The organism is Streptomyces sp. NPDC004542 (genome assembly GCF_040610035.1).
GTDB lineage: Bacteria > Actinomycetota > Actinomycetes > Streptomycetales > Streptomycetaceae > Streptomyces.
Map to the genome: position 1 here is coordinate 85,804 of NZ_JBEXLP010000017.1, position 25,273 is coordinate 111,076.

23 protein-coding genes and 3 pseudogenes are annotated in these 25,273 nt (G+C 74.0%); 9 read left to right on the forward strand and 17 right to left on the reverse strand.

Annotated elements, in window-relative coordinates; genetic code table 11:
* The first annotated feature begins 29 nt into the window (after window positions 1-29).
* Both ABZX30_RS12940 and ABZX30_RS12945 read left to right on the forward strand, forming a co-directional pair.
* Window positions 30-1,577, forward strand: coding sequence for a DUF6519 domain-containing protein (locus ABZX30_RS12940; protein WP_355932484.1), 1,548 nt, complete (start codon window positions 30-32; stop codon window positions 1,575-1,577).
* Window positions 1,577-2,449: a peptidoglycan-binding protein gene (locus ABZX30_RS12945; protein ID WP_355932486.1), complete on the forward strand. Its 873-nt coding sequence runs from the start codon at window positions 1,577-1,579 to the stop codon at window positions 2,447-2,449. Before ABZX30_RS12940 ends, ABZX30_RS12945 begins: the two co-directional genes overlap by 1 nt.
* 41 nt (window positions 2,450-2,490) lie before the next feature.
* Here ABZX30_RS12945 and ABZX30_RS12950 read toward each other — a convergent pair whose 3' ends face one another.
* On the reverse strand, window positions 2,491-2,886 hold the full coding sequence (locus ABZX30_RS12950) for a DUF5997 family protein (protein ID WP_355932489.1): 396 nt from the start codon (window positions 2,884-2,886) through the stop codon (window positions 2,491-2,493).
* Between the two features lie 59 nt (window positions 2,887-2,945).
* On the opposite strand from ABZX30_RS12950, the gene ABZX30_RS12955 reads away from it, so the two are divergent.
* Window positions 2,946-3,728 carry a LysR family substrate-binding domain-containing protein gene (locus ABZX30_RS12955; protein WP_355932492.1) on the forward strand — a complete coding sequence of 261 codons (783 nt, stop codon included), beginning with the start codon at window positions 2,946-2,948 and terminating at the stop codon, window positions 3,726-3,728.
* A 56-nt stretch (window positions 3,729-3,784) separates the two neighbouring features.
* Here the strand turns inward: ABZX30_RS12955 and ABZX30_RS12960 are convergent, their stop codons facing one another.
* Both ABZX30_RS12960 and ABZX30_RS12965 read right to left on the reverse strand, forming a co-directional pair.
* On the reverse strand, window positions 3,785-5,206 hold the full coding sequence (locus ABZX30_RS12960; RefSeq protein ID WP_355932493.1) for an MFS transporter: 1,422 nt from the start codon (window positions 5,204-5,206) through the stop codon (window positions 3,785-3,787).
* Between the two features lie 95 nt (window positions 5,207-5,301).
* Window positions 5,302-5,565, reverse strand: a pseudogene (locus ABZX30_RS12965) (Lrp/AsnC ligand binding domain-containing protein); the annotation flags it as partial.
* A gap of 240 nt (window positions 5,566-5,805) precedes the next feature.
* Between ABZX30_RS12965 and ABZX30_RS12970 the strand changes: the two are divergent.
* The gene (locus ABZX30_RS12970; RefSeq protein WP_355932495.1) at window positions 5,806-6,840 is read left to right on the forward strand and encodes a lactonase family protein; all 1,035 of its coding nucleotides are present in this window, start codon (window positions 5,806-5,808) and stop codon (window positions 6,838-6,840) included.
* Between the two features lie 93 nt (window positions 6,841-6,933).
* On the opposite strand, the gene ABZX30_RS12975 is transcribed toward ABZX30_RS12970, so the two are convergent.
* The 4 genes from ABZX30_RS12975 to ABZX30_RS12990 all read right to left on the reverse strand — a co-directional run bounded on the left by ABZX30_RS12975 (window position 6,934) and on the right by ABZX30_RS12990 (window position 10,855).
* Window positions 6,934-7,857, reverse strand: coding sequence for a hypothetical protein (locus ABZX30_RS12975; RefSeq protein ID WP_355932498.1), 924 nt, complete (start codon window positions 7,855-7,857; stop codon window positions 6,934-6,936).
* 153 nt (window positions 7,858-8,010) lie between these two features.
* Window positions 8,011-9,000 (reverse strand): BadF/BadG/BcrA/BcrD ATPase family protein, encoded by a 990-nt coding sequence (locus ABZX30_RS12980; RefSeq protein ID WP_355932499.1) that lies wholly within the window; start codon window positions 8,998-9,000, stop codon window positions 8,011-8,013.
* Window positions 8,997-9,674 (reverse strand): uracil-DNA glycosylase, encoded by a 678-nt coding sequence (locus ABZX30_RS12985; RefSeq protein ID WP_355932501.1) that lies wholly within the window; start codon window positions 9,672-9,674, stop codon window positions 8,997-8,999. Before ABZX30_RS12985 ends, ABZX30_RS12980 begins: the two co-directional genes overlap by 4 nt.
* Before the next feature lie 95 nt (window positions 9,675-9,769).
* Window positions 9,770-10,855, reverse strand: a complete 1,086-nt coding sequence (locus ABZX30_RS12990; RefSeq protein WP_355932504.1) for a sialidase family protein — start codon at window positions 10,853-10,855, stop codon at window positions 9,770-9,772.
* A 284-nt stretch (window positions 10,856-11,139) separates the two neighbouring features.
* Here ABZX30_RS12990 and ABZX30_RS12995 point away from each other — a divergent pair, with 284 nt between their 5' ends.
* Window positions 11,140-11,715 (forward strand): hypothetical protein, encoded by a 576-nt coding sequence (locus tag ABZX30_RS12995; protein ID WP_355932506.1) that lies wholly within the window; start codon window positions 11,140-11,142, stop codon window positions 11,713-11,715.
* Window positions 11,716-11,770: 55 nt separating this feature from the next.
* On the opposite strand, the gene ABZX30_RS13000 is transcribed toward ABZX30_RS12995, so the two are convergent.
* Entirely contained in the window at window positions 11,771-13,750 is a 1,980-nt protein-coding gene (locus ABZX30_RS13000; protein WP_355932509.1) for a HEAT repeat domain-containing protein, read from the reverse strand.
* Between the two features lie 486 nt (window positions 13,751-14,236).
* On the opposite strand from ABZX30_RS13000, the pseudogene ABZX30_RS13005 reads away from it, so the two are divergent.
* A pseudogene (locus ABZX30_RS13005) lies at window positions 14,237-14,413 on the forward strand (PaaX family transcriptional regulator C-terminal domain-containing protein); the annotation flags it as partial.
* 83 nt (window positions 14,414-14,496) lie between these two features.
* On the opposite strand, the gene ABZX30_RS13010 reads toward ABZX30_RS13005, so the two are convergent.
* Together ABZX30_RS13010 and ABZX30_RS13015 are read right to left on the reverse strand one after the other, a co-directional pair.
* The gene (locus tag ABZX30_RS13010) at window positions 14,497-15,303 is read right to left on the reverse strand and encodes a pectate lyase (protein WP_355932512.1); all 807 of its coding nucleotides are present in this window, start codon (window positions 15,301-15,303) and stop codon (window positions 14,497-14,499) included.
* Between the two features lie 34 nt (window positions 15,304-15,337).
* Complete coding sequence (locus ABZX30_RS13015) at window positions 15,338-16,294, reverse strand: pectate lyase (protein WP_355932515.1); 957 nt, start codon at window positions 16,292-16,294, stop codon at window positions 15,338-15,340.
* Between the two features lie 409 nt (window positions 16,295-16,703).
* Between ABZX30_RS13015 and ABZX30_RS13020 the strand changes: the two genes are divergently transcribed.
* Window positions 16,704-18,008, forward strand: a complete 1,305-nt coding sequence (locus ABZX30_RS13020; protein ID WP_355932517.1) for a PHB depolymerase family esterase — start codon at window positions 16,704-16,706, stop codon at window positions 18,006-18,008.
* A gap of 232 nt (window positions 18,009-18,240) precedes the next feature.
* Here the strand turns inward: ABZX30_RS13020 and ABZX30_RS13025 are convergent, their stop codons facing one another.
* Together ABZX30_RS13025 and ABZX30_RS13030 are read right to left on the reverse strand one after the other, a co-directional pair.
* Window positions 18,241-19,587: an FAD-dependent oxidoreductase gene (locus ABZX30_RS13025; RefSeq protein WP_355932520.1), complete on the reverse strand. Its 1,347-nt coding sequence runs from the start codon at window positions 19,585-19,587 to the stop codon at window positions 18,241-18,243.
* 105 nt (window positions 19,588-19,692) lie between these two features.
* On the reverse strand, window positions 19,693-20,373 hold the full coding sequence (locus tag ABZX30_RS13030; RefSeq protein WP_355932523.1) for a helix-turn-helix domain-containing protein: 681 nt from the start codon (window positions 20,371-20,373) through the stop codon (window positions 19,693-19,695).
* Between the two features lie 259 nt (window positions 20,374-20,632).
* Here ABZX30_RS13030 and ABZX30_RS13035 point away from each other — a divergent pair, with 259 nt between their 5' ends.
* Entirely contained in the window at window positions 20,633-20,881 is a 249-nt protein-coding gene (locus ABZX30_RS13035) for a DUF2630 family protein (RefSeq protein WP_355932541.1), read from the forward strand.
* Window positions 20,882-20,902: 21 nt separating this feature from the next.
* Here ABZX30_RS13035 and ABZX30_RS13040 read toward each other — a convergent pair whose 3' ends face one another.
* The 5 genes from ABZX30_RS13040 to ABZX30_RS13060 all read right to left on the reverse strand — a co-directional run bounded on the left by ABZX30_RS13040 (window position 20,903) and on the right by ABZX30_RS13060 (window position 24,430).
* Window positions 20,903-21,592 (reverse strand): HAD-IA family hydrolase, encoded by a 690-nt coding sequence (locus ABZX30_RS13040; RefSeq protein WP_355932525.1) that lies wholly within the window; start codon window positions 21,590-21,592, stop codon window positions 20,903-20,905.
* 53 nt (window positions 21,593-21,645) lie between these two features.
* Window positions 21,646-21,981 carry a twin-arginine translocation signal domain-containing protein gene (locus tag ABZX30_RS13045; protein WP_355932528.1) on the reverse strand — a complete coding sequence of 112 codons (336 nt, stop codon included), beginning with the start codon at window positions 21,979-21,981 and terminating at the stop codon, window positions 21,646-21,648.
* A gap of 108 nt (window positions 21,982-22,089) precedes the next feature.
* Window positions 22,090-22,779 carry a phosphatase PAP2 family protein gene (locus ABZX30_RS13050; protein WP_355932531.1) on the reverse strand — a complete coding sequence of 230 codons (690 nt, stop codon included), beginning with the start codon at window positions 22,777-22,779 and terminating at the stop codon, window positions 22,090-22,092.
* Window positions 22,780-22,831: 52 nt separating this feature from the next.
* Window positions 22,832-23,767, reverse strand: a complete 936-nt coding sequence (locus ABZX30_RS13055; protein WP_355932533.1) for a M56 family metallopeptidase — start codon at window positions 23,765-23,767, stop codon at window positions 22,832-22,834.
* A gap of 117 nt (window positions 23,768-23,884) precedes the next feature.
* Entirely contained in the window at window positions 23,885-24,430 is a 546-nt protein-coding gene (locus ABZX30_RS13060) for a DUF5134 domain-containing protein (protein ID WP_355932535.1), read from the reverse strand.
* 174 nt (window positions 24,431-24,604) lie between these two features.
* Here ABZX30_RS13060 and ABZX30_RS13065 point away from each other — a divergent pair.
* Window positions 24,605-25,273, forward strand: a pseudogene (locus ABZX30_RS13065) (FUSC family protein); the annotation flags it as partial.

Here is a 25,273-nt window from a genome sequence, read left to right on the forward strand (position 1 = left end):
AACTGCCCGACACCAGGGGGACCTCCTTCATGCACGCTGACCTCTCCCGCGCCACCTTCCGCCCGGAGCGGCACTATTCCGCGGTCATCGCCCAGCAGGGCCGCGTCCAGCTCGACGCCGACCTCAACGAGCAGACCGCGATCCAGCTCCACCGGGCCCGCACCCTCGCCGCCGACCTGATCGGGCAGCACGGCGGGCCGCGCGACGCCACCGGCTTCCACATCGAGTACGTCGGCGGCAAGCACGACATCGACACCCTGCACATCCGCGGCGGGCGCTACTACGTCGACGGCATCCTGTGCGACGCCGACCGTCCGGTGTCCGGCACGCCCGTACCGCGCGAGGACGGCGCGGAGCAGCCGCCGACGCCGCCCGAGTACTGGACCTACTGGGACCAGCCCGACGCCTTCCGCGACCCCGAACAGCCGGACGACCGGCTGCCCTCGCCCGCCGCGTCACCGTTCGTGGTCTACCTCAGGGTGTGGGAGCGGGCCGTCTGCGCCGCCGAGGACCCGGCACTGCGCGAGGTCGCCCTCGGCGCGGCGCTGCCCGACACCTCGGTCCGGGCCAAGGTCGTCTGGCAGGTGCTGCCGCTCTCCCTCACCGAGCTGGGCGTGACGGACACCGATCCGGCCGTGGACACCGTCCGCGAGGCCTTCGACGCCTGGGCCCGCCGTCAGTCCGCCCCCTCGGCCCGGCTCGCGGCGCGCGCCGAACGGCCCGACCACGCCGACGACGACCCGTGCCTGGTCCGGCCCGACGCCCGCTACCGCGGCCCCGAGAACCAGCTGTACCGGGTGGAGGTGCACGCCGGCGGCGAGGCGGGCGACGCCACCTTCAAGTGGTCCCGGGAGAACGGTTCGGTGGTCTTTCCGGTGGACGGACTCGACGGCACCTGGGTGCGGTTGGCGACCCTCGGGTTCGACGACAAGCTCGACCTGGACGTCGGCGACCTGGTGGAGTTCACCGACACCGCCCAGGCCTCCCGCCTCGAGGCGCTGCCCCTGCTGCGGGTCGAGGAACTGGACCTGCCGGGCCGCCGGGCCCGGCTGTCCGCCGAACCGGACCCACGCGTCGGACGGCTCCCGCACCTGCACCCGTTCCTGCGCCGCTGGGACCACCACGAGGGCCCCCGGCGCAAGGGCCGGCGGACGGCGCTCGAGGGCGGCGCGGTGCCCGTCACCGAGGGGGAGTGGCTGGCCCTCGAGGACGGCGTCGAGGTGTACTTCGCCGAGGGCGGCACCTATCGCACCGGCGACCACTGGATCGTCCCCGCCCGTACCGTCACCGGCAGCGTCGAGTGGCCCGCCGACCCGGCGCGCCGCCCCCTGCTGCGGGCACCCGCCGGGATCGCCCGGCACTTCGCGCCGTTGGCCCTGGTCAAGGGTGAGGGCGGCACCGTCGACCTGCGGTTCGCGTTCGCTCCGCTGGCCGGCGCCGTCCCGGCGGCGGACGAGGCGGCCCTCGTCGCCGAGGCACGGTCCGCCCGGGAAGAGGAGTCGGCCGAGGCCGACCCCTCCGGCGGACGCTCTCAGACCACGGCCGAGGCGGAGGCCGCGGCGGAAGGAGACGAGTGATGGCACAGCCGATGGGCGCGTCCAAGCTGCTGGAGGTCCTGCGCGCCGAGGGTCTCACGGTCCACGAGGTGCGCAACTGGCGCACGCACAACCGCAACACCAAGGGCCCCTGGGGCCCGGTGAACGGCGTCATGATCCACCACACCGTCACCTCCGGCACGAACGCCTCGGTCGACATCTGCTACAACGGCTACTCCGGCCTGCCCGGCCCGCTGTGCCACGGGGTCATCGACAAGCAGGGCCACGTCCACCTGGTCGGCAACGGCCGGGCCAACCACGCCGGCCTCGGCGACGGCGACGTGCTGCGCGCCGTCGTCAGCGAGACGAAACTGCCGCACGACAACCAGGCCGACACCGACGGCAACCGCCACTTCTACGGCTTCGAGTGCGTCAACCTCGGGGACGGCAAGGACCCCTGGCCCGAGGCGCAGAAGGAGGCCATCGAGAAGGTCGCCGCCGCGATCTGCCGCCACCACGGCTGGAGCGAACGGTCCGTCATCGGGCACAAGGAGTGGCAGCCGGGCAAGCAGGACCCGCGCGGCTTCACCATGGACGGGATGCGCAAGCGGATCGCCGAGCGGCTCGCCGGAAAGGGCGGTGGCACGCCGAAGCCCGCGCCGAAACCGGCGTACGCCCCGTTCCCGGGCAGCGGCTTCTTCCACACCGGGCAGAGGTCTTCCCTGATCACGGCCATGGGCCGCCGCCTCGTCGCCGAGGGCTGCGGACACTACGAGAACGGCCCCGGTCCGCAGTGGACCGAGGCCGACCGGAAGTCCTACGCGGCCTGGCAGCGCAAGCTGGGCTTCACGGGCAAGGACGCGGACGGGACCCCCGGCAGGGTCAGCTGGGACAAGCTGAAGGTGCCGTCCTAGTACCGCCCCGCGTGGGTGAGGCAGAACCCGGGCGCCCGGTCTCAGGGGCGTGGGCGCTCGGCCTGCTCGGCCTTCTTCTGCTTGATCCGCACGGCCTCCTTGCGGACCTCCGCCTGGGTGGCGCGCTCCTTCTCCAGCCACTGTGGGCGGGTCTGATTCAGCGCCTCGATCTGCTCGGTGGTGAGCGCCTCGGTCACCCCGCCGCGCGCGAGCCCCGCGATGGACACGCCCAGCTTCGCCGCGACCACCGGACGGGGGTGCGGGCCGGTGCGCCGCAGCTCCCGCAGCCACTCGGGCGGATCGGCCTGGAGTTCGTTCAGCTCGGCGCGCGTGACCACACCCTCCTGGAACTCGGCGGGGGTGGCGGGGAGGTACACACCCAGCTTCTTCGCCGCCGTGGCGGGCTTCATCGTCTGGGTGGTCTGCTGCGACTTCATGACGTCAAGGGTATCGGCCGGGTGGGGGACGCCCGACCACGGCCGGTAACCTTGCGGACGTGACAGGCTCGCAGGAATCACCGTCGTTCCGGCTCGCGTACGTCCCCGGAGTGACCCCCGCCAAGTGGGTGCGGATCTGGAACGAGCGCCTGCCCGGCATGCCGCTCGACCTCCGCCAGACGACGGCCGCGGAGGCGTCCGACGCGCTGCGCGCGGGCGAGGCGGACGCGGCGTTCGTACGGCTGCCGGTGGACCGTACGTTCTTCAGCGCGATCCCTCTCTACACCGAGACCACCGTGGTCGTGGTCCCCAAGGACCACCTGATCACGGCCGCCGAGGAGGTGTCCCTGGCGGACCTCGCCGACGAGGTGCTCTTCCACCCCCTCGACGACGTGTTCGACTGGGACGCCCCGCCCGGGGAGCCGGCCTTCGAGCGCCCCGCGACGACCGCGGACGCCGTCGAACTCGTCGCCGCCGGCGTCGGACTCCTCGTCGTCCCCCAGTCGCTGGCCCGTCTGCACCACCGCCGTGACCTCACCTACCGGCCGGTCGTGGACGCACCACGGTCGAGCGTGGCCCTGTCCTGGCCGGAGGAGGCCACCACCGACCTGGTCGAGGACTTCATCGGCATCGTCCGCGGCCGCACCGTCAACAGCACGCGCGGCCGCACCGCCCAGCCCGATGCCCCGCCCGCGGGCAAGCGCCCGGACACGGCGGCCGCCCGCAAGAAGCCCGCCGCCGGCAGGACGGCCGCCGCCGGCAGGACGACCGGCCGCAATCCGGGGAGCCGCGCCGGCGGCGCGAAGTCCCCGAAGCGGGGAAAGCCCCGACGGCGCTCGTGACCGGAGGGACCCGCGGGCGGCCACCCGGGTGACCGGCTCACCGGCCCGCGGGCGGTTCACGCTTCCCGCAGGTCCGCCACGGCCAGCCCGAGAGCGAGCAGCACGAACCCCAGAGCGGTGGCCAGGCCCAGCTCCAGCGCCCCGGTGACCTGCCCGTGGCCCGCGAGACGGGCGAAGTACACGGAACCCACGGCGGCGATGCCGGCCGCGGAGCCGATCCGCTGGCCCGTCTGCAGCACACCCCCGGCGGCCCCGGCGCGACGGACCGGGACCCGGCCGAGGGTGAGCGTGGTGTTGGGGGAGACGGTCAGCCCCGAGCCGATCCCGGCGACGAGCAGGGGCAGTGCGGCGGCCCACGCCACGGCCCGGTCGGGGGCGTACTCCACGGCCGCGACGGCCCCGAGCAGCCCCAGCGCCACGGCGCACAGCCCCTGGACCACCAGTATGCGGCCGTGACGGACGACCAGCCGCCCTCCGGCCAGGGCGGCGGCCGCCGAGCCGACCGCGAACGGCGTCGCGGCCACCCCGGCGGCCAGCGCGCTGTAGCCCATGCTGTTCTGCAGGAACAGCGTGTAGACGAAGAAGACGGAGGTGAAGCCCGCGAAGTACACGAGACTCAGCAGCGCGCCCAGTGAGAACGACCGCCGGGTGAACAGCCTCAGATCCACCAGCGGCGCCCGACCGAGCCGCCCCTGCCGCCGTTCCCACGTCCAGAACGCCACCAGCAGGAGCACGGCCACGGGAACCAGCGCCCACTTGCGCCGTCCCGGCCACTGCTGCTCCTGCACCAGGGGCAGCATCAGCGTGAAGGCGCCGGAACCCAGCAGCAGCACGCCGGGCACGTCGAACCCCTCCTGCGGGCCCACCCTCGGCGGGGTCCGGGGCAGCAGCCGCAGCGCCGCGGCGAACACCGCGATGCCGATCGGCAGATTGACGTAGAACACCCAGCGCCAGGCGTCGTCGCCGCCGGACGCCTGGATCAGCAGGCCGCCGGTCAGCGGACCGACCGCGGTGGAGACGGCGACGACACTGCCGAACATGGCGAACGCCCGGGCCCGCTCGACCCCCTGGAACATCTGCTGGATCAGCCCCGAGCTCTGCGGCGCGATCATGCCCCCGGCCATGCCCTGGAGCAGCCGGAACACCACCAGCCACCCGGCGGCCGAGGACATCCCGCACGCCGCGGAGGCCAGGGTGAACAGCGCCACCCCGACGAGGAAGGTCTCCCTGCGGCCCCGCAGATCACCGAGCCGGCCCGCCGGCACCAGCATCAGCCCGTACGTCAGGGCGTACCCGGAGGCCACCCACGACAGGTCGGCCTGGTCGGCCCCCAGCCCCTGCTGCATCGACGGAAGGGCCACGTTCACGATCGACGTGTCCAGGAGGGTCATGAACCCGGCGGTGAGGCACACCGCGAGCGCGAGCCAGCGCCGGTCATCGACGCTCGGCTCGGACGACCGTGCCTGGACTGTGGTCATGGGGCCACGCTGGCACGGCCGGCCGCCCCCCGCACGGGGAGCGCGGCCGGTCAGGGGGGCGCGAACGTGGGTCAGGGCCCGAACACCGCGCCGCGCTACGCGCGAGCCGCCCTGCCGACCGACTCCACCAGCGGCAGCAGCCGGTGCGGGACGCGCTCGCGCAGGGCCACCTCCGTACGGGTGCGCACCACGCCGGGCAGACTGATCAGCTTCTGGATCACGTCCTCCAGGTGCTCGTTGTCCCGCGCCACGACCCGGGTCAGCGGATCCCCGCCACCCGTGATCGAGAACGTCTCCACGATCTCCGGCACGGCGGCCAGGGCGGCCCCCACGTCGTCCAGGTGGCCCTGGGTGACCTCCTGGCCCACCTCCACGGCCTGGAGCGCGCCCTGTCCGCCCTGGCCGAGCCCCTGCGGACCCCTCCGGCGGCAGGGCCGGCGCGGGCCTGAGGGCGGCTCCGATGCCCGGTGCGGCGGTGGACGCGCCGGGCCCGCCGCGGGCGCCGCGCCACGGTCTTCCTCTTGGTCTAGACCGCGTGGGCCCGACTGCTACCGTCGGGCCGAGCGGGCATGCACGGGCGCGGTGAGGAAGGGGCAGCGGTGGCAGAGGGCGGCACGCGGCGGCGGAGGGCGTTCATCGGGTCGTTCACGGCGGCGGGCGGGCCGGGAATCGTGACCGCGGCGGTGCACCCGGAGAGCGGTGCGCTGAGCCTGCTCGGCAGCGTCGGCGGCGTCCCCGACCCGTCGTACCTGGCCCTCTCGCCGGGCGGGGAGACGCTCTACGCGGTCAGCGAGACCGCCGAGGGCGCGGTGGCCGCCTACCGGGTGCGCGGTGAGCGGCCCGAACCCGTGGGCCACCCGGTACCGGTCGGCGGCAGCGGGCCCACGCACCTCAGCGTCCACGACGGGCACGTCCTGACCGCCAACTACGGATCGGGCAGCGTCACCGCCGTCCCTCTGCGCGCCGACGGCACCCTCGGGGCCGCGCCCTCCGGTCACCTCCAGCACACCGGTTCCGGTCCCCACCACAAGCGTCAGCGGGGACCGCACGTCCACCAGGTGCAGCCCGCCCCCGGCGGCCGCTGGGCCGTCAGCGTCGACCTCGGCACGGACTCGGTCCGGGTCTGCACGCTTCGCCGGGGCATCCCGGCGGTGCACCGCGAGTTCGCGCTGCGCCCCGGCTCCGGCCCCCGCCACCTGGCCTTCCACCCCGACGGCCGGTACGCCTACGTCGTCAACGAACTCACCCCGACCGTCACCGTCTGCCGCTGGGAGGGTGACAGCGGCTCCCTGCAGCCGTTGGCCGAGACCCCCGTCCTGCCGGGCGCCCCGGCCGGGGACGCCTATCCCTCCGGCATCGTCGCCTCGCCCGACGGCCGCCACGTGTGGACGGCCACGCGCGGCGAGGACGTGCTGACCGCGTTCGCCGTCGAGGGCGAGGCCCTCCGGCTGATCGGCACCGTCCCGTGCGGCGGCCACTGGCCGCGCGCGCTCGCCGAGTCCCGGGGCGTCCTCTACGCGGCCAACGAACGCTCCGGGGACGTCACCTGGTTCACGGTCGACCCGGCGACCGGGATGCCGCGCTACGAGGGCGCGGTCGAGGTGCCCGCGGCCTCCTGCGTGGTCCTCGGCTGAAGCGTTCCCGCACGGGTACGGCCGAGGGCCCGCACCTCCGGGAGGCGCTGGGCCCTCGGCCGTAGCCGTGCTCGCGTGGCGGAGGCCGCCGCCTCAGCGGACCGGCGTACCCTGCGCCTGCTGCGGGGCGATCCCGAGTGCCGTCGTGTACTTGGCCAGGGCCAGCTTGCCGATCGCCGGGTAGGGGCCGAGCGGCTCCGCGATGGCGCACTCCGCCTCCGTGGCGGCCGCCTCCAGCAGGCCGGCGTCGATCTCGGGGCCGATCAGATACGGCGCGAGCGCCAGCTGCTGCGAGCCCGAGGCGCGCAGCTGGTCGGCGACGGACGCGATCGAGCCCTCCTGGTCCAGGGCCGCGGCCATCACCGGCACGGCGAGGCGCGCGGCGAGCAGCATGCCGGTGATCCCGGCCGCCTGCACGGCCTCGTCGCCGCCGACGGAGGCCAGGATGATGCCGTCCGCGGCGGTCGCCACGGTGAACAGCCGGGCCCGGTCGGCGCGGGCCAGGCCCGCCTCGGACAGGCGCACGTGCAGCGCCTCGGCGAGCAGCGGGTGCGGGCCGAGGACGTCGGTCAGCTCGGCGGCGACCCGGCTGTCCATGAGCGCCTGCCGGACCCGGCGCAGCAGCGCGCTGTCCGGGCCGGCCAGCAGCGGAACGACGACGGCCACCGGGCCGTCGGGCTCCTTGACGTCCAAGCCGGCCGCGCGGGCCTGCTCGTAGCGGGCCGTGCGCTCGTCGGCGGCGTGGACGAGGACGGACTTCAGGGCCGGGAACTCCGCGTCGTCCCCGTCCAGGTAGCCGATCCGGGCGTCCAGGCCGGGCAGCTCGGAGCGGGCGATGCTCACGACCTCCTCGGCGAGGCTGCGCGTGGCGGCGCTGGGCGTGCCGGGCACCGCGAGGACGAGCGCGGGCGCGCCCTCGGGAGCCACCAGCGGTTCGGGTCGGCGGTGCCGCCCGGGCTGGCGGGGTCGCGGCATTCGTACTGGCAGGCCGGACGCGGGCCCAGTGGGGGAGCTCATGGCGCCGCATGTTACTGGTTTCCTGGGCTTCTCTGTTCGGGGAGGGTCCAGGTGAGCGGTATCCGTCCGGTTTTGTCTGATGAGTTATGGACGGATGAGAAGTGATCCCTTCATGTTTCGGGCACTTCCTGGACACTTCCTTCACCTACGGGATCAATCCCGTTTTGTGGTCACCACGTACAACATCGTCTCCGCACCCGGAAGGGTGAGCCGCCCGCCCGTCAGCTCGGCCGCCAGCCGCACCGCGCCGTGCAGCGGATCCCCCTCGGGCGGGACATGCCGGGCGTGCGGCAGCCGCCGCGCCAACTCCTCCGCCAGCGGTACGAGAAGCGGCGCGCCCAGCTCGACCAGCCCGCCGGTGACGGCCACTTGGGGCTCCCCTGCGGGCGGGCAGACCGCGGCGGCGGATTCGGCCATGTGCCGGGCCGCCGCGCGCAGGATGCCGGCCGCGACGGGATCGCTCGCGGCACTGGCGGCCACCTGGGGCGCGAAGGAGGCGAGGACGGCGGGGCGGTCCGCGCGCGGGTAGAGCAGTCCGGGCAGCCCCGGAACCGGCCCGAACCGCTCCTCGGCGCACGCCAGCAGCGGGGCGGAGCCGCCGTCGCGTCCGTCATGGGCGCGCAGCGCCGCCTCCAGTCCGGCCCGCCCGATCCAGGCACCGCCGCCGCAGTCGCCCAGCAGATGGCCCCAGCCGTCCGCCCGCCGCCAGTTCGTCAGATCGGTGCCGACCGCGATCAGTCCCGTACCGGCGGCGACCACGGCCCCGGCCCGTGGCCCCAGCGCACCCGCGTACGCGGTGACGGCGTCGGCGGCGAGCGCGACCGCCCGCACACCGAACTCCCGGGCCAGGGCGCCCGGCAGCTCGGCACGCAGCGCCCCGCCCAGGGACGCGAACCCGGCGGCACCGACCACGGCCGCCTCCAGTCCGCCGACCCCGGCCTCCGCCACCGACGCCCGCACCATGGGCACGAGTTGTTCCATCAGATGTGCGGGGTCGATCCCCCGCGCAGCCGTGCGGACCGGTTCCCGCGACTCCCTCCGCGCGGACGGACCGCGCCCGGCCGCCCCGACGGCGACCCGAAGGCCGGAGCCCCCCGAGTCGACGGCCAGGAAGCCGGGTCCGGCCCCCGCGCCGGCGGTCATGGCAGGCGCCAGTCCACCGGCTGTCCACCCTGCCGGATCAGCAGGTCGTTGGCCCGGCTGAAGGGGCGGGAGCCGAAGAAGCCGCGGTCGGCCGACATCGGGGACGGGTGCGCGGACTCCACCGACGGCAGATCGCCGAGCAGCGGGCGGAGGTTGCGGGCGTCGCGGCCCCACAGGACGGACACCAGCGGCTTGCCGCGCGCGGCCAGCGCGCGGATCGCCTGCTCGGTGACCTCCTCCCAGCCCTTGCCGCGGTGCGCGCCGGGGCTGCGCGGGGCCGTGGTGAGCGCCCTGTTGAGCAGCAGCACGCCCTGCTGCGCCCACGGGGTGAGGTCGCCGGTCGACGGCTGGGGCAGCCCCAGGTCGGCACCCAGCTCGCGGAAGATGTTGATCAGACTGGGCGGCAGGGGCCTGACGTCCGGCGCGACCGAGAACGACAGCCCGACCGCGTGTCCCGGTGTGGGATACGGGTCCTGGCCGACGATCAGGACGCGGACGTCGTCGAAGGGCTGCTGGAAGGCGCGCAGGACGTTCGGTCCGGCCGGGAGGTAGGTGCGTCCCGCCGCGATCTCGGCGCGCAGGAAGTCGCCCATCGCGGCGATCCGTCCGGCCACGGGTTCCAGGGCCTTCGCCCAGCCCGGTTCGACGATTTCATGCAAGGGTCGTGGTGCCACGGGCGTCACCCTACTGCCGCCCGCGGTGCGTTGATCAAGCCTCGGCCGCGGGCCGACCGAGGACGACCGAACCGTCGACACGGATGACCGGAACCTCAGTCCACGACCGCCGCCCGTACGCACAGCACGTCCGGCAGATGGGAGGCGAGCAGCTGCCAGCTGTCGCCGTCGTCGCCCGAGGCGTACACCTCACCGTTGCGATTGCCGAAGTAGACGCCCGCCGGGTCCGCGTCGTCCGTGCAGAGCGCGTCGCGCAACACCGTCCCGTAGTGGTCCTCCTGGGGCAGTCCGGCGGTCAGGGGCTCCCAGGTCCCGCCCGCGTCCCCGGTGCGGAAGACGCGGCAGCGACGGTCGGCGGGCACCCGGTCCGCGTCGGCGTTGATCGGGAAGACGTACGCCGTGTCGCCCCGGCGCGGGTGGGCGGCCACCGCGAAGCCGAAGGTGGACGGCAGGCCCGCGCCGATGTCCGTCCAGTGCGCGCCCGTGTCGTCGCTGCGGTACACCCCCCAGTGGTTCTGGAGGTAGAGCCGGTCGGGGTTCACCGCATCCTGCGCGATCTTGTGCACGCACTGGCCGAACTCCGGGTCGGGATCCGGCAGGAACACCGCGGACACACCGGAGTTGGACGGGGTCCAGCTCGCGCCGCCGTCCGTGGTGCGGAACACCCCGGCCGTCGAGACCGCGACGGTCACCGCCCGCGGGTCGCGCTGGTCGGTCACCACGGTGTGCAGGCCCTCACCGCCGCCGCCCGGCACCCACCGCGAGCGGGTGGGATGCTCCCACAGCGGGCGCACCAGCTCGAAGCTCTCCCCGCGGTCCTCCGAACGGTACAGCGCGGCCGGTTCCGTGCCCGCGTAGACCACGTCCGGCTCCGCGGCGGCCGGGTGCAGCTGCCACACCCGCTCCAGGGAGGAGCCGGTGTCCTTGGGGAACTTCACCGCGGGCCGGGCCGGTTCGGTCCAGGTGCGGCCCAGGTCGTCGGAGTGGAACACCGACGGGCCCCAGTGCGCGCTGTCGCCCCCGACCAGCAGACGCGGCGTGCCGCCGCGGGTGTCCAGGGCGACCGAGTAGACCGCCTGGGCGTTGAAGTACGGACTCTCGTCGAACTCCCAGGCGCCACCTCGCCGCCGCCCGATGAACAGACCCTTTCGGGTGCCCACGGCGAGCAGTACCTCGGTCATGCCGATCACCTCCGGGACGTCTTTGTCGCGTGACTTTTCAGACATCGGACAGTCTGCACCCCGGCACTGACAGTCACCCCCGCGAGCGGTGTCGGCGCAGGTCAGGCGGGCTGTGTCGGCCTGTGGCCGAGATCGGTGGGGCGTCTTCCCGTCAGACGCCTGCGCGGACCGGCGCTCTCGTGCGACCGTCGAGTCGGGGGCTCGCCCTGAGCAGGACGGGGACGTCCCCCGTATGGGAAGGCGGCCGGGAAGGCGGCCGGTCTGTCCGTGCGCTCGTGAGGAGGATGCCTTTGAAGGCGTTCCGTGGTCCGAAGGTCTGGCTGTGGCGCTGGCGGCGCAACCCGCTCAGACGCCGTGCCGACAAGTTGGAGGCCTGGCTGGTGCTCGGGGTCTGGCTGCTCACCGTCCTGACCGGGGTCCTGTCGGGGCTCGCGGCCGCCGGTTCCGTCGAGCACGGACTGGCCCGGGAACGCCTCGAGTGGCGGCCTGCCGTGGCCCTGGTCGCCGAGAAGGCACCCGGGACGGCGCACTCCGGCGAGCGGGTGTGGACCAAGGTCCGCTGGACCGCGGCGGACGGCTCCCCGCACACCGGCCAGGCCCGCGTCGAGCCCGGCAGCCCGGCGGGCAGCCCGGTCACCGTGTGGACCGACCCGCAGGGCCACCTGGTCACCCGTCCCGCCTCGGTCTCCCAGGCCCACCTGCGGGCCGGCCTGATCGGCACCCTCGTGGGCGTCAGCGCCGCCGCCGTCCCCTTCGTCTCCGGCCTGGCCCTGCGCGGCCGGCTGGAACGCCGCCGCATGGACGACTGGGACGCGGAATGGGCCCGACTGGGTCCGCAGTGGGGGCGGATGACCGGCTGACACGACCGGCCGCGGAACCGGGGCCGCGCCCACCGGGAGCCGGCCCTGCGGCCACTCAGCCGCCCGACAGCACCCTCCGGCACCCCCGGAGCAGTTCCTCGTCCTGCTGTATGCCGTGGCTCCCGTGCCCGCCCGCCCGTGCCGTGTGGCGCCGTGGGCGGGTCACCTCGGCTCGCAGGAGGTCCCGCAGCGGGTCGCCCGCCGGTCCCATGCGGACGAGGCAGGCGACGATCGTGCCGCGGGTGTGGGGGTGCCCGGCCCAGGCCGCGCGGAACACCGGCAGGACGGGTTCCGGATCCTGGCCGATCCGCCACAGCGCCGCCGCGGCCGAGACCCGTTCCCGCACCCCGCTCGCCCCGCTCATACGGCGCAGCGCGTGGAGCGCGGGGCGGGCAGCGGGCCCCAGCCGGGCCAGCTCCCCGGCGGCCGAACGGCGGCGGCCGGACTGTTCGTGCGCCAACTCCCGCAGCAGCACGGGAAGTACGCCGGACACGTCCTCGCCCGTCGACCACAGTGCCCCCGCGGCCGCCGCCGCGTACTCGGTGTCGAGGAGCCCCCGCAGGACCGGCGCCGCCGCCCGCGCGGCGGGCCCGAAGGCGTCCAGTGCGCGGATCGCGCACCCGACGGCGGTGCTGTGGGGTTCGGGAGCGCCTGTCGCGGCGCTCAGCAGGCGCAGCACCTCCGGCAGGGCCGCCGCGTCGGCCAGGGCCGTGAGCGCCGACAGCAGGTGCACGGCGCGGTCGGCCGCCTGGGTCGAGTCGAGGGGTATCTGCCCGAGCCGGCGCCGCAGCGCCGGGGCGAGCGGGGCCGCGGCAGAGCCCAGGTGCACGACCGCGTCCCCCAGGTCGTCCGGCGGAACCGGGCCGGCCAGCAGTTGGGCGAGGGCGGGCACCGCTCTGGCGTCCCCGCTGCGGGCGAGGGCCTTGAGCGGACCGCCCAGCGCGGGCACCCCGCGTTCCCACCGGCGCACCCACAGGTCGGGCCGTTCCGTCACCAGGGTGTGCAGGTGGCCGGCGGCGGGGGCGGCCAGGCCGAACAGCTCGCCCAGCACCGACACCGCCGCGTCCCGTAACGGACCCTGATCCTGGGCAAGCTGGGTGCCGAGCAGCGTGACCAGCCCGGTGTAGTCGGCGCGCCACTCGCGCAGCAGCCCGGCCGCCATCCACACCGCGTTGCGGCGGTCCACCGCGGCCGGGCTGGTCAACTGCCCGGTGAGCAGCGCGATCCGGTCCGCGACCCGGTCGCCCAGGGCGGCGTGCAGAGTGCGCAACAGGTACGCGCCCTCCTCATCGGAGGGCCGCAGCCGCCGGATCCGGCCGACCAGGGTGTCCGTACCAGGCCGGTCCGACTCCTCCGGCCGCCCGCCGGAGCGCTGCGCGGACCTGTCCCGGAGCAGCCGGACCGCCGTCGGCACCAGATCGGCAGGGAGCCGGTCGGGCGCCCCGAGCGCGAGCTGGCCGAGGGCCGCGAGCCGCAGCCCGGGCGCGTGCGGCGGCGCGCTCCGTGCGGCCAGGAGGTCCACCGCCGCGGCGGCGTGCGCCGGGTACCGCCGTACGAAGAGGCCCAGACCCTCGGTGAGGGCCAGCAGGACCCGGTCGTCCCGCTCGACCGTGATCCGGTCCCGCAACAGGCCCAGCACACGCGCCGGATCGTCGAGGAACCGCACCAGCGCCACGGACGCCGCCCGCCGCACGCAGGGATCCGGATCAGCGGCCAGACCGGCGAACGCCTCCGCGCCCGAGCGCACCGCCGCGCCCTCGCCCTCCGTGCCGATGCTCACCAGCAACTCGACTATCCCGCCGCGGTCAGGCCCCTCCGCGCGGGCCGCGAGGGCGAACAGGAACGGGACGCAGGCGACCGTCGAGTCGTACACGTTCCCCTGGTGGTGCACCGAGCCGTACATCCCGTCCAGCGCGCCCTCCCGCTCGGTCCGGTCCGCGGACGCCAGCCCCCGCAGCAGTCCGGGCACGTCCTCGGCGCTGCCGTAGGCATGCCGCAGCGAGGCCCACTCGACGTCGTCGATCCCCGTGAACACGTTGTCCTCCCCAGGCGATGGCCACCTGATCGCGAGTCTGCACCACGGCACTGACAACGAAGCGGAATCGCGCGGCGACTGTGTGCGATCCGCCGGCTGGGACCGGAGACGGCCCGGAGGGATCAATTCCCGCCGACCCGCGCGCGCATGCCCGCGGGAACGGCTTCCGGACACGGGGGCAGCTCTGCGGTGGAGGGCGGAGCCCCACCGGGGGCGCAGGGGCCGGACTGCCGGCGGTGCAAGGGCGAAGCCTCGCTGGTCCGGCAGGGTGTGGGGACAGGCGGGATACAGAGGCGCTGCCCTGGGGGTGCGGGGTGCGGGGTGCGGGGTGCGGGGTGCGCGGTGCGGGGCACGGGCGAGGTGCGGGGGCCGAGCCCTGCGGCGATGCAGGGGTCGGAGCACGGGCGGGGTGTGGGGGCGCTGCCCCGCAGGGGGGGCAGGGGGGCAGGGGCCGGGCTGTCGGCGGGCGTGAAGGCGGAGACCCGCCGAGGCCCCGTCGACCGCTTCACCGTCAGCCTCGCGGCCGTCGTGCGCCACCTGCTGGCCGATCCCGTACTGCCCGCCGAACTCTTGCCCGCCGACTGGCCGGGACCGGCCCTGCGCGCCGCTTGCACCCGCTGTCGGCGGGAGTCGACATACGTCATGTTCGGCGGTGCGGCGTAGACAATGGTGGGCGGTCGTACGAGGCGCCGTCAGGTGCGCCTCGTACGACCGCCGTCGTGGGGCAGCGGCGCCCTGCTGGGGCGCTACTTGTAGGTGATGTCGGAGGACGAGTACTTGCAGTACGTCCCGTCGGCATCAGTGCCGTTCTTGGTCGGCTCCGCGCCCGTGTTGTTGCCGATGTACTTCTGGCAGGGCACGATCTTCTTGCTGCTGTCGTCGACGATCGTGATATTCTTCAGCGTCGCGCTGTCGCCGTAGTTGGTGTTGATCCCGACGAGCGCGCTGCCCTTGTAGGTCGCCTCGATCGTGTTGAGGTTGATGGTCCGCTTGTACTGCTTACTGCAGTTGCCGCAGGAGCGGACCAGCTTGCCGAAGTTCTGCACGGCGAAGTTCGAGACGTTGAGCGTTCCGGCTCCGTTGAACTGGAACACCTTGTCGCTGGCCTCCTTCGCGCCACCGCCGGAGACGGTGTACACGTTGGACGAGGAGGAGCCGAGGAACGTCGCCGCGTCCTCGCCGACGTCCTCCCACCACACGTTCTGCAGCGTGCAGCTGCCCAGGCAGTGGATGCCGTCCGCGGCGGGGGAGCCGATGATGACGTTCTTGACGACGGCGCCGGCGGCCAGCTCGAGGATCGGGCCCTGGTCCTCGCTCTGTCCGTCGGTGCCCAGGTCGCCGCTGCCGTACAGGCGCTTCATCCCGTAGTCCTTGGTCCCGGAGACCGAGATGGTCGCCGTGACGGCCTGGCTGCCGTTGGCGCTGGGCCAGGTGGCGGCGCTGGCCGGCGACAGCGCGCCATCTGTCATGATCATGGCAACCGAGAGGCCGACCGCGGCCAGGCCGCCGGTCAGTGCGCGCCGTGCGGCGCGCGGTCGTGTCACAGAAGTCATGTCCCGATTCCTTCTGTCGGTGGTGGGTGGGGGGTCAGATCTTTCCGGTGCCCGCGCCCGCGGTCACCGAGGCGACCACGCTCGAGGCGGGCTCGGCGGTGTAGCTGTAGGGCGGCTTGGTGAACGTGCCGACCTGGGATATCTCGGTCGTGGCTCCGCCGAGATCGTTGCCGCTGAGGTTGGCGTAGCCGTCCACGTCGCTGTCCCGGTTGGTGGTGACGGCGACCTGGGTGTTCCGGAAGACGTTGTTCTCGACCAGCATCTGCGCCCCCATGCGGGAGTGCACGGCGGTCTCCGCGCCGACGACGTAGTTGTCGTAGAAGTGCCCGGTGCCGAAACGCAGGCTGGGGATGCGGGAGTTGACGTTGTTGAACCAGTTGTGGTGGTAGGTGACCCGGAGGTGTCCGGTGTCCTCGCTCGCGTTGCTGTCGCTGTGGCCGACGAGCGAGCCCTTGTAGTGGTCCTTGAAGGTGTTCCAGGACACGGTGACGTAGTCGGACGCGTGGGTGATGTCGACCAGGCCGTCGTAGTAGTCCTTGCCGTGGTCGCGGTCCGACGACAGGGTGTTGTGGTCGATCCACACCTTGGTCGACTTCTGGACGGTGATCGCGTCCGTCCCCACGGCCTTGCTGATGTTCAGGTTGCGGATGACGACGTTGGAGACGTTCTTCAGCCGCAGTCCGCCGCCGGTGAAGCCGGAGGAGGAACCGACGCCCAGCACCGTGGTGTTGGCGCCGATGTCGACCTGACCGCTCAGCGCGATCGAGCCGTTCACCTTCACCACCTTGGCCGTGCTGCCGGTGACGGCGGTCTGGAAGGCGGAGAGCGTGGAGACGGTCACCGCCGTGGCGCTGCCGCCGCCGGTCGTGCCGGCGCCGAACCCGACCGGTGAGGTGTCCGCCGCCCCGGCCGACTGGGGCAGGAGGAGCGTGCTCGCCGCCGCGAGCGCGACGGCGCCGAGCGCTGTCCTGGTGACCCTTTGCTTCTGCATGCGGGTGCGTCCCTTCGAGGGGGGTATAGGGCATGCACGTAGCCATGTATATGAACGACGTGCACCATGTGGAACGCGATGGGGCAACAGGTGGCCTTTTAGGGCTAATGTCAGGCCCCTTGGTCACGCTGTTGAACGGACCGTAGAATGTAAGCGCTTTCTAGTCAACGCTTTGCGCAGAACATTGCATGGCGTCTTTGAGTCACTCGGTGACGTGAGTGTGGGAGCGCTTCCATGGGCAACGCGTCCATGCCACCATGCCCCGGATGCTTCCCTTTCGAGAGGGGCGAATCCATGACGACCCCGCGCACGCGCGCGTTACCGGCCGAGCCTGGCCTCGAGGCCCTGGCCACCGGCTCCGGCCCCACTCCTCCCGCTGACTCCCGCTGAACCAGGAAGGGACGAGGACATGCCCCCCACGGTGCCCTTGCGCCGCACCCTGACCGTGCTCCTCGCGGCGCTGCTCCCGCTGCTCGCGGCGGTGTTCCTCGCCCCGTCGGCCGCCGCCCGCACCGATGCCCCCGCCGCCCTGCCCACGGCGACGCTCACCGAGGTCACCGGCTTCGGCGACAACCCCAGCAACCTCCAGATGTACATGTACGTGCCGAGCGGCGTCACCGCGCACCCGGCGGTCGTGGTCGCCGTCCACTGGTGCGGCGGCTCCGCCCCGGACATGTACTCCGGCACCGAGTGGGCCCAGCTGGCCGACCAGTACGGGTTCGTCGTCGTGTACCCGTCGGTGACCCGGGCCGGCACGTGCTTCGACGTCTCCTCCCCGCAGGCACTGCGCCACGGCGGCGGCAGCGACCCGGTCGGCATCAGTTCGATGGTGGACTGGGCGGTCCGCACCTATTCGGCCGACACCGGCAAGGTGTTCGTCACCGGCATCTCCTCCGGCGCGATGATGACGAACGTCCTGCTCGGCGACTACCCGGACGTGTTCGCCGCGGGCGCCGCGTTCTCCGGGGTGCCCTTCGGCTGCTTCGCCACCACCGACGGATCCGAGTGGAACAGCACCTGTTCCTCCGGTGCTCTCACCCACACCCCTGAGGAGTGGGGCGACATCGTCCGCGGCGCCTACCCCGGCTACAGCGGTCCCCGGCCACGGATGCAGTTGTGGCACGGCACCGAGGACGACGTCCTGCGCTACCCCAACTTCGGGGAGGAGATCAAGGAGTGGACCGACGTCCTCGGCGTGAGCCAGACCCCGGCCGCCACCGACTCGCCCCAGTCCGGCTGGACCCGCACCCGCTACGGCTCCACCGGTGACCAGGCCCCCGTCGAGGCCATCAGCCTCCAGGGCGTCGGCCACAACCTCTACACCTACGGCATGGCGGCCCGCGCGCTCCACTTCTTCGGCCTCGACAGCGGCGGCACCGTGCCCCCACCGCCCGCCGGGGCCTGCAAGGTGACGGCCGCCACCGACGCGTGGAGCACCGGCCTGACCGCCTCCGTCACCATCACCAACACCGGGACGAGCGCGGTCAACGGCTGGAAACTCGGCTTCACCCTGCCCTCCGGCCAGACCATCACCAACGGCTGGAACGCCGACTACAGCCCGTCCTCAGGCGCGGTGACGGCCACCAACGTCTCCTACAACGGCACCATCGCGCCGAACGCGACCGTCAGCGTCGGCTATCAGGCCACACACACCGGCGACAGCGCCGCCCCCGCCACCTTCACCCTCAACGGAACCGCCTGCACGGCCGGTTGACGAACCCGGGTGCGCGCCGCCCGGGAGCGCGGCGCGTATCCGCCCCCAGCCCCCCGGTCGGGAAGGGCCACGTGAAGCCGCCCGGACGGATCCCGCTCGCCGGCCTGATCAGCGCCTGCGTCCTCGTACTCGCCCTCGTTGTGACGGCGTCGGCGCTCACCGCCCAGGACCGCCGCGCTGCGGTGGCTCCCGGTGCCAGGACCTCCACGTCGCTTCGCGGGCCAGACAGGCCCTAGGAGGCCGCCGTCCGGCGCGCCGCCGCCAGCAGGGCGTCCCAGTCGGCCAGTTTGACCACGCTCCGCCCGAGCGAGGCCCCGAGCTCCGCCTCGGCCCGCTCGATCGCCTGCCACCCCGCCCACGGCACCGGCTCGATCCCGGCGGCCCGCAGCGCCGCGACGGGGTCGTCCGGGACGGACCCGCGGGCGAGAGCGGGGGCGTCCGCGAGCAGGGAGACCGCCGTCTGCTTGGCGCACGGGCGGTTGGTGCCGATGACGCCGGTCGGGCCGCGCTTGATCCAGCCGGCCACGTACTCGCCCGCCGACACCGCGGAGCCGCGCACCACCCGGCCCTCGACGTTGGGTACCGTGCCGCTTGCCGCGTCGAACGGCAGCCCCTCCAGCGGCACTCCGCGATAGCCGACCGAGCGCAGCACCAACTGCGCCTCCACGTCCTCGAACCGGCCGGTGCCCGTGACGCCGCCCTGCCCGTCCGGCACGGTCCGTTCGAAGCGCACCGCGCCCACCCGCCCGCCGTCGGCGAGCAGTTCGACGGGGCGCAGATAGAAGTGCAGCCGGATGCGGTGCGAGGCGTCCACGGGCGGCCGTGCCGCCCAGTCGCGCAGCACCTCCACGTTGCGCCGCTGCGGCGCGGGCAGCCCGGACGGGTCGGCGTACGCCGGGTCGAGTGCCAGTTCGTCCGGGTCCACGGTGACCTCGGTGTCGGGCAGGCCACCCAGTTCGCGCAGCTCCTTGGTGGTGAAACGGGCCTGGGAGGGGCCGCGCCGGCCCACCATCCGGACCTCCCGCACCCCGCTCGCCGCCAGCGTGGTGAGCGCCGCCTGCGGCATGTCCGTCGAGCTCAGCTCCGCCGCGCCGCGGGCCAGCATCCGGGTGACGTCCACGGCGACATTGCCGACGCCGATGACCACGGCCGACCGCGCACCGGCCAGGAAACCGGCCTCGACCGCGTCGGGATGCGCGCTGTACCAGGACACGAACTCGGTCGCCGACCAGCTGCCCGGCAGATCCTCGCCCGGAACACCGAGGTGACGGTCGCTCGCGGCGCCCACGCAGTAGACGACCGCGTGGTACAGCTCCCTCAGCCGCTCCACCGGCAGCCCGCCGGGGCCGCCGACCCGCACGCCCCCGAGGAACCGCACCCGCTCGTGCTCCAGCACCGCGCGCAGACTGCCCTGCAGCGATTTGATCTTCTCGTGGTCCGGGGCCACGCCGTAACGCACCAGACCGTACGGACACGGCAGTCGGTCCAGTACGTCGACGAACACCCCGGAATCCAGCTGGACCAGGCTCTGGGCGGTGTAACACCCGCTCGGCCCCGAGCCGACGACGGCGACACGCATGGTTCCAGGATCGCACCGCGGCGGCTTTCGCTGACAGGGGCCGGTGGGGTGATGTGCCGGTGACCGGTGACCGGTGGCCTCACTCCGCCGACCGGCTCCACGGCCCTACCGGGTGCGCCGCCGGTCCTCCGGCCGCTCCTCGGCGGCGAAGAACCGCGACAAGTCCTTCTCGCACTGGCCCTCCGCCGCTCCCGCCCCGGGCGGGACGCCCAGCTCCCAGTCGAGGCCGTAGCGCTGGAACAGCTCCGCCCGCAGCTCCGGGACCGGCATCGGCGCGCCCGGTACCAGCGCCGCGTACACCGCCCCCATCAGCACCGCGCGCAGCAGCGGATAGTCGGCCCGGACGTCTCGCGAGCCGTACCGGGCGACCGTGTCGCCGAGCAGCTCGGACAGGCGGCGCTGCTCCGGGCACTGGACGAAACCCTCGCCCTCAAGGAGCCCGGCCATGTGCTGGCGCATGAGCACGGGCCGGTCCCGGGCCAGGCCCAGGATCGCGTCGATGGCCCGCGCCAGCCGCTCCCGCCCGTCGTCGGTGCGCGGCTCGCGCTCCAGCGCCTCCTCCAGCGTGCGGTGCATCAGCCGGTGCACGGCGGACTGTACGAGCTGGCGTTTGCCCGGGAAGTAGTACGACACCAGACCACGCGCCGAGCCGGCCCGGTCCGCGATGTCCCCCAGGGTCGTGGCCTCGTACCCGTGCTCGCCGACCAGCTCCACCGCGGCCTGCAGGAGCCGCTCCCGGGAACGCCGCCGCAACTCTTCATTGACCGAGGCGCTGCGCGGGGACATGCTGGAACTCCTGTAGTTGACTGGCTGCCAGCCAACTATAATCGACGCATCAGGCACCGCTTCGTCCGGTGCCTGCTCGGTGCTGCCGTCCGTCTGGGGCGACACGGGGGATCGTCTCAGACGGACGGCTCCGGCAGTCACCGCGGCCGTCCCGGCACGCGCGGCCGCGTGCTCCTTCGCCTGTTCGCCTCTTCCGTCCCACGAGGATCGTCGTGTTCTACCAGTGGGACACGGAGCCGAGCGGAGGAGCGCGGGGAACCTGGAACGGGACCGGCAGATTCTGGCCAGGATCACGGAGATGGTCGAGGACGAGCACAGGCTGCGGGCGGCGCTCGCGGCCGGAGAGATCGACGACGCCACCGGACAACAACGGCTCGCCGGCCTGGAACGCGAGCGCGACCAGTGCTGCGACCTGCTGCGCCGGCGCCGTGCCAAGGCCGAGTTCGGGGAGAACCCCGACGACGTCCGGGTCCGCTCCGAGTCGCAGGTCGAGGGATACCTGGGCTGAACCCGAGGGCCTCCGCCGGGCTCAGCCCACCAGGTCCAGCACCGGCAGCAGCGCCTCCGGCCGCTCGGACACCGGCAGGTGGTCCACGAAGTGCACCCGGCACCCCAGCGCCGCCGCGCCACCGTCCGCCGACCGGCTGTCGCCGACCATCAGCGCGTCCCGGGGCTCGACACCGAGCGCCGCGCAGGCCGTGGCGAACAGCCGGGGATCCGGCTTCTGGACGCCGTGTTCGTACGACAGCACGTACGCGTCCACGTACGTGTCGAGCCCGTGCTCGCGGAAGACCGGGCGCAGGTCCCAGCCGATGTTGCTGACCACGCCGACCCCGATCCCGCGCTCGCTCAGGGTGCTGAGCACCTCGGCGGCGTCGGGGTACGGCGACCACGCCCGCGGGGACATGTGCCGGTCGTACAGTGCCTCGTGCAGCCCCGGATCGGGCAGCGGAACCCGGCGGGACAGACCGGTGTACGCGGCCCGGTGCAGCGCGGCGCTCTGGTCCCGGACCGCCCACACCTCCGCCAGCTCCGCGGGCAGCTCGGCCGGCGCCGCCCCGCCGGGCAGCGCCCCGGCGGCCTCCAGCGCGCGTGCGGCCGCGGTCAGTTCCCCCTCGGACAGCTCCAGCGCCGACTCGGCGAGCACGGCACGCAGCCAGGACTCGGTGGACTCGACGCGGAACAGGGTCCCGGAGAAGTCGAAGAGGACGGCAGCCATGCGCTGGACTGTACCGGGCGTGCCGTCCGGCGCGGGGCCGCCGCCGGCACGGGTCAGTTCAGCGGGGCGGGCGGCGGGGTGCCGGAGAACGTGACGGCGGGCCGGCCACGCTCGGTGATGAAGTCGTTGAGCAGGCCGGCGATCTCCAGCGGGTCGATGGAGTGGGACGCGGGGGCGTCGGTCACCTGGACCCTGAACTTGATGGTCAGGTACGCGTCGACGTCGCCGATGGTGGACTCGCCGGAGAAGAGCGTCCCCGGGGAGAAGTCCGTCGACGCCGTCTCCGTCCGCGCCACCTGAGCCTGGGCCGGCGGTGCGGACGCCGCGCCGCCGACCGCCGCGCTCGCCGCGGCGGTCCCCGAATATCCGAGCAGTGATCGTCTCGACACGCTGGACACGATCCCCCCTGCCTCCGGTGGCGCTGCGGGCGTCTGTCGAGGGCGCCGCCTGAGCGTAAGCATGTTCGATGTCGAGGCGAGGCTGAACGGGACCGTCCGTCAGTGAGGTCGCGCCCGGGCGCCCCACGGCGACTCGTACGCCACGACCGCCACCGCGACCACCAGACCCCCGAGCAGCCATCCCCCGAGCACGTCGGACGGCCAGTGCACGCCCAGCCACACCCTGGTCAGGCCGACGCCCGGCACCGACACGGCGGCCACCGCCAGGGCCGTACCCCGCAGGGCGCGTCCGGCTCCCCAGCGGCGGAGCAGCCACAGCAGGAGGCCGCAGACCACGGTGGCGGTCATGACGTGCCCCGACGGAAAGGCCGCGTAGTGCGCGGAGTCGACCGGGTCCCGCCAGACCGGGCGGGGTCGGTCGACGGCCGCCTTCAGCGTCTGCTGCACGACCGCGGCCACCGCGCAGGTCACCGCCAGCCACACGGCCGTCCCCCACGCCGACCGGCGCCACACCAGCCACACCGCGACCGCCGCGCACAGCAGTCGCATCGTCAGCGGGTCCCAGACCCAGTCGGTGAGGACGCGGAAGGCGTGCGTCAGGCCGTGCTCCTCGACCGCCCAGCGGTGGGTCGTGCGGGAGACGTCCCCGTCCACGGTGATCAGCGGGTGCCATCCGGTCGCGACCAGCGTCAGTAGCAGTGCGGAACACAGCGCGAGGAGCGCGGCGGCGACGGCTGCCGCGCGGTACTGCTTCGGGCGGGGTGACGAGTCGACGGGCAGGTGGCGCATGCTGCGATCCTCGCCGAGGCGCGGGGCGGGAGGCCAGTCCCGGGCCCGGACCCTAGCCGAGGGCCCGCAGCCCCGGCACCAGCGCCACCAGCACCGGGACCACCGGCACCACCGCCGCCGCGGCGGTCAGCCTCAGACGGCGCATCGCCGTGAGGCGGTCCGGGGGAGTGAGCAGCCGGTGCACGCGCTGGGGGACGTGGGCGTGCGGGGCGGGGCCGGGGCCGAAGACGCCGCGGTCCTCGTTGAGCTCCACCAGCGCCAGGGCGGTCGTCAGCCGGCCGAAGCGGCGGGAGGCCATGTCGTCGGCGGCCAGTTCGACCAGCCGGTGCATCTCGTCGCGGAACGCGGCGAACACCGGCACCTGCGGAAAGCCACCGGCCAGCGCGGCCGAGCAGTGCAGCAACCAGTCGTGGCGCGCCTGCGCGTGTCCCTGCTCATGGGCGAGGACCGCGTCCAGTCGCCGTCCCTTCAGACGGCTCAACGCGGCGGTGGTGATGACGAGTCGAGGCGTGGCGCCGGGCAGCCACCAGGCGTCCGGCCGCTCGCCCTCCAGCACGACCAGACGGCCGCCCGCGGAGTCCTCCCCGGGCAACAGGGGCGCCCGCACCAACAGTTCGGCCCGGCGCCGGCGCCGTCGCGAGCGGGCCCGGGCCACCTCGAGGACAAGCATCGCCGCGCTCCACAGCCCGCCGCAGGCCAGCGCCACCGCGGTCGTCGCCGCCCAGGGCCCGGCCGCGCCCAGGGCGTACGCGTCCACGACCGCCCGCGGTGCCGGGCCGAACACGTGCCCGCGCACCGCCTGCCAGGCGGCCGCCGCGCTCAGGGTCATCGACAGCGCGCAGCACAGCAGGACGGCCGCGACGACGCACTGCCAGGCCCACAGGGCCACCACCGGTTCACGGTCCGGCCAGTCCGCCCGGGCGAGCAGCCGGGGAGCGGCGACGGCGGTCAGGGCGCCGAGCAGCAGCAGTGCCGCGGGGACCATCATGGGCAGCACCCTATGAGCGGGGACTGCCGCGGGGTACGGTCCGCGGTGGCAAAGTGACGCAGTCAACGCTTGCGCCCGGCGCGTGCCGGGTACCGCCCCGCCTCACCGGCCGGCACCTCAGAGCGCCAGCAGCATGGCCACCATGCCGATCCCCATCGACAGCCGGCACGCCCGCGCCAGCTCCGGCCGGTCACCCCACCGGACGGCGCCCGGACCGGCCGCGACGGCGGCGGGGACCAGCCGGGCGCCGGAGAGAAGCACGTACCCGGCGAAGTACAGGAGCAGCACGGCCGTCAGCGGGGGGACACCGGCGCCGCCGTGGGCGTGGTGCGATCCGGGGGAGGCGGCCATCACGACCGCCATGTAGACCATGGCCGCGCTGCCCACCAGGTGGTGCAGATGGTGCGGGTCGGCGCGCGCGGCCCACAGGGCGCGCAGCGCCGCCGCGCCGAACACGGCCGCGTAGAGCGGCCAGATCCACGGCGGTGGGCTGAACACCGCGCCGGGCACGGCCATCGCCGCCATGCCGAAGCCCATGAGCGCCTCGCCGCCCGCGGCGCGCCGCTGCTCCTCGACGCCGCTGCGCATCCGCAGCAGGCAGTAGGCCCCGGTCCCGGCACACAGCGCGACCAGCAGCCAGCCGGGCGAAGTCGGTCCGTGCACGCGCACCTCCCCGCTCCACGGTGGGTCGAGGGATGCGATGCCCGGTCCGTGCGGCGCGCACGCGAGCGCACGGGGGTGCACGGGAGCATTCGGCGGTGCACCGCAGGTGAGAGATCCCGCGAGGGTTCTCCGGCCATATGGTTTACGAGTAAAATATATGCTAAATTTGTCGGTATGAGCAGTGCGACCCCTCACCGTCTCCCCCTCGTCGGCGTTCTGCGCCTCGGCCGGCCGTCCGACATCTGGTTCAAGCCCGCGCTGAGCGTGGTCGCCGCGGTCGCCCCGCCCAACCTGACCCTGCTCGCGCTCGGCCGTCTGGACCTCGCGATGTACACGATGGCCGGGTCGCTGTGCGCGCTCTACGGCCACCACCGCCCGTACGCCGCCCGGGCCCGCACCCTGGCGTGGGTGGTGCTCGGCATGGTCGCCGGGCTCGCCGTCGCCCTGCTCACGGCTTCGCTCACCGCCGACGCCGTCGTCCTGGTCGCCGTCGGCGCCCTCCTGGCCGCCGCGCAGAAGGCGGTGTGCGACGCCACCCGGGTCGGCCCGCCCGGGAACGTGGTGCTGACCTTCATCAGCTCCGCGTCGCTGTTCGCGCCGCAGACCCCCGGCCAGGTCCCGGGCCACCTGGCCCTGGCCGGGGGAGCCGGCGCCTGGGCCTGGCTGGTCGGCATGGCGCCCGGCCTGCTGCGCCCGCACGGCCCCGAACGCCGCGCCACCGCCCGGGCCCTGAACGCCGCCGCCGCGTACGCCGCCACCCGCGGCACCGGTGACGGCCACGCCCGCGCCCGTGCCACCGCTGCCGCCGCCGTGCACGCCGCCTGGCAGTCGCTGCTCTCCACC

Coding starts and splice junctions, on each gene's coding strand:
- ABZX30_RS12940 (WP_355932484.1), top strand. CDS start 30: ATGCACGCTGACCTCTCCCGCGCCACCTTCCGCCCGGAGCGGCACTAT.
- ABZX30_RS12945 (WP_355932486.1), top strand. CDS start 1,577: ATGGCACAGCCGATGGGCGCGTCCAAGCTGCTGGAGGTCCTGCGCGCC.
- ABZX30_RS12950 (WP_355932489.1), bottom strand. CDS start 2,886: ATGAAGTCGCAGCAGACCACCCAGACGATGAAGCCCGCCACGGCGGCG.
- ABZX30_RS12960 (WP_355932493.1), bottom strand. CDS start 5,206: ATGACCACAGTCCAGGCACGGTCGTCCGAGCCGAGCGTCGATGACCGG.
- ABZX30_RS12975 (WP_355932498.1), bottom strand. CDS start 7,857: ATGAGCTCCCCCACTGGGCCCGCGTCCGGCCTGCCAGTACGAATGCCG.
- ABZX30_RS12980 (WP_355932499.1), bottom strand. CDS start 9,000: ATGACCGCCGGCGCGGGGGCCGGACCCGGCTTCCTGGCCGTCGACTCG.
- ABZX30_RS12990 (WP_355932504.1), bottom strand. CDS start 10,855: ATGACCGAGGTACTGCTCGCCGTGGGCACCCGAAAGGGTCTGTTCATC.
- ABZX30_RS12995 (WP_355932506.1), top strand. CDS start 11,140: ATGCCTTTGAAGGCGTTCCGTGGTCCGAAGGTCTGGCTGTGGCGCTGG.
- ABZX30_RS13010 (WP_355932512.1), bottom strand. CDS start 15,303: ATGACTTCTGTGACACGACCGCGCGCCGCACGGCGCGCACTGACCGGC.
- ABZX30_RS13015 (WP_355932515.1), bottom strand. CDS start 16,294: ATGCAGAAGCAAAGGGTCACCAGGACAGCGCTCGGCGCCGTCGCGCTC.
- ABZX30_RS13020 (WP_355932517.1), top strand. CDS start 16,704: ATGCCCCCCACGGTGCCCTTGCGCCGCACCCTGACCGTGCTCCTCGCG.
- ABZX30_RS13025 (WP_355932520.1), bottom strand. CDS start 19,587: ATGCGTGTCGCCGTCGTCGGCTCGGGGCCGAGCGGGTGTTACACCGCC.
- ABZX30_RS13030 (WP_355932523.1), bottom strand. CDS start 20,373: ATGTCCCCGCGCAGCGCCTCGGTCAATGAAGAGTTGCGGCGGCGTTCC.
- ABZX30_RS13040 (WP_355932525.1), bottom strand. CDS start 21,592: ATGGCTGCCGTCCTCTTCGACTTCTCCGGGACCCTGTTCCGCGTCGAG.
- ABZX30_RS13050 (WP_355932531.1), bottom strand. CDS start 22,779: ATGCGCCACCTGCCCGTCGACTCGTCACCCCGCCCGAAGCAGTACCGC.
- ABZX30_RS13055 (WP_355932533.1), bottom strand. CDS start 23,767: ATGATGGTCCCCGCGGCACTGCTGCTGCTCGGCGCCCTGACCGCCGTC.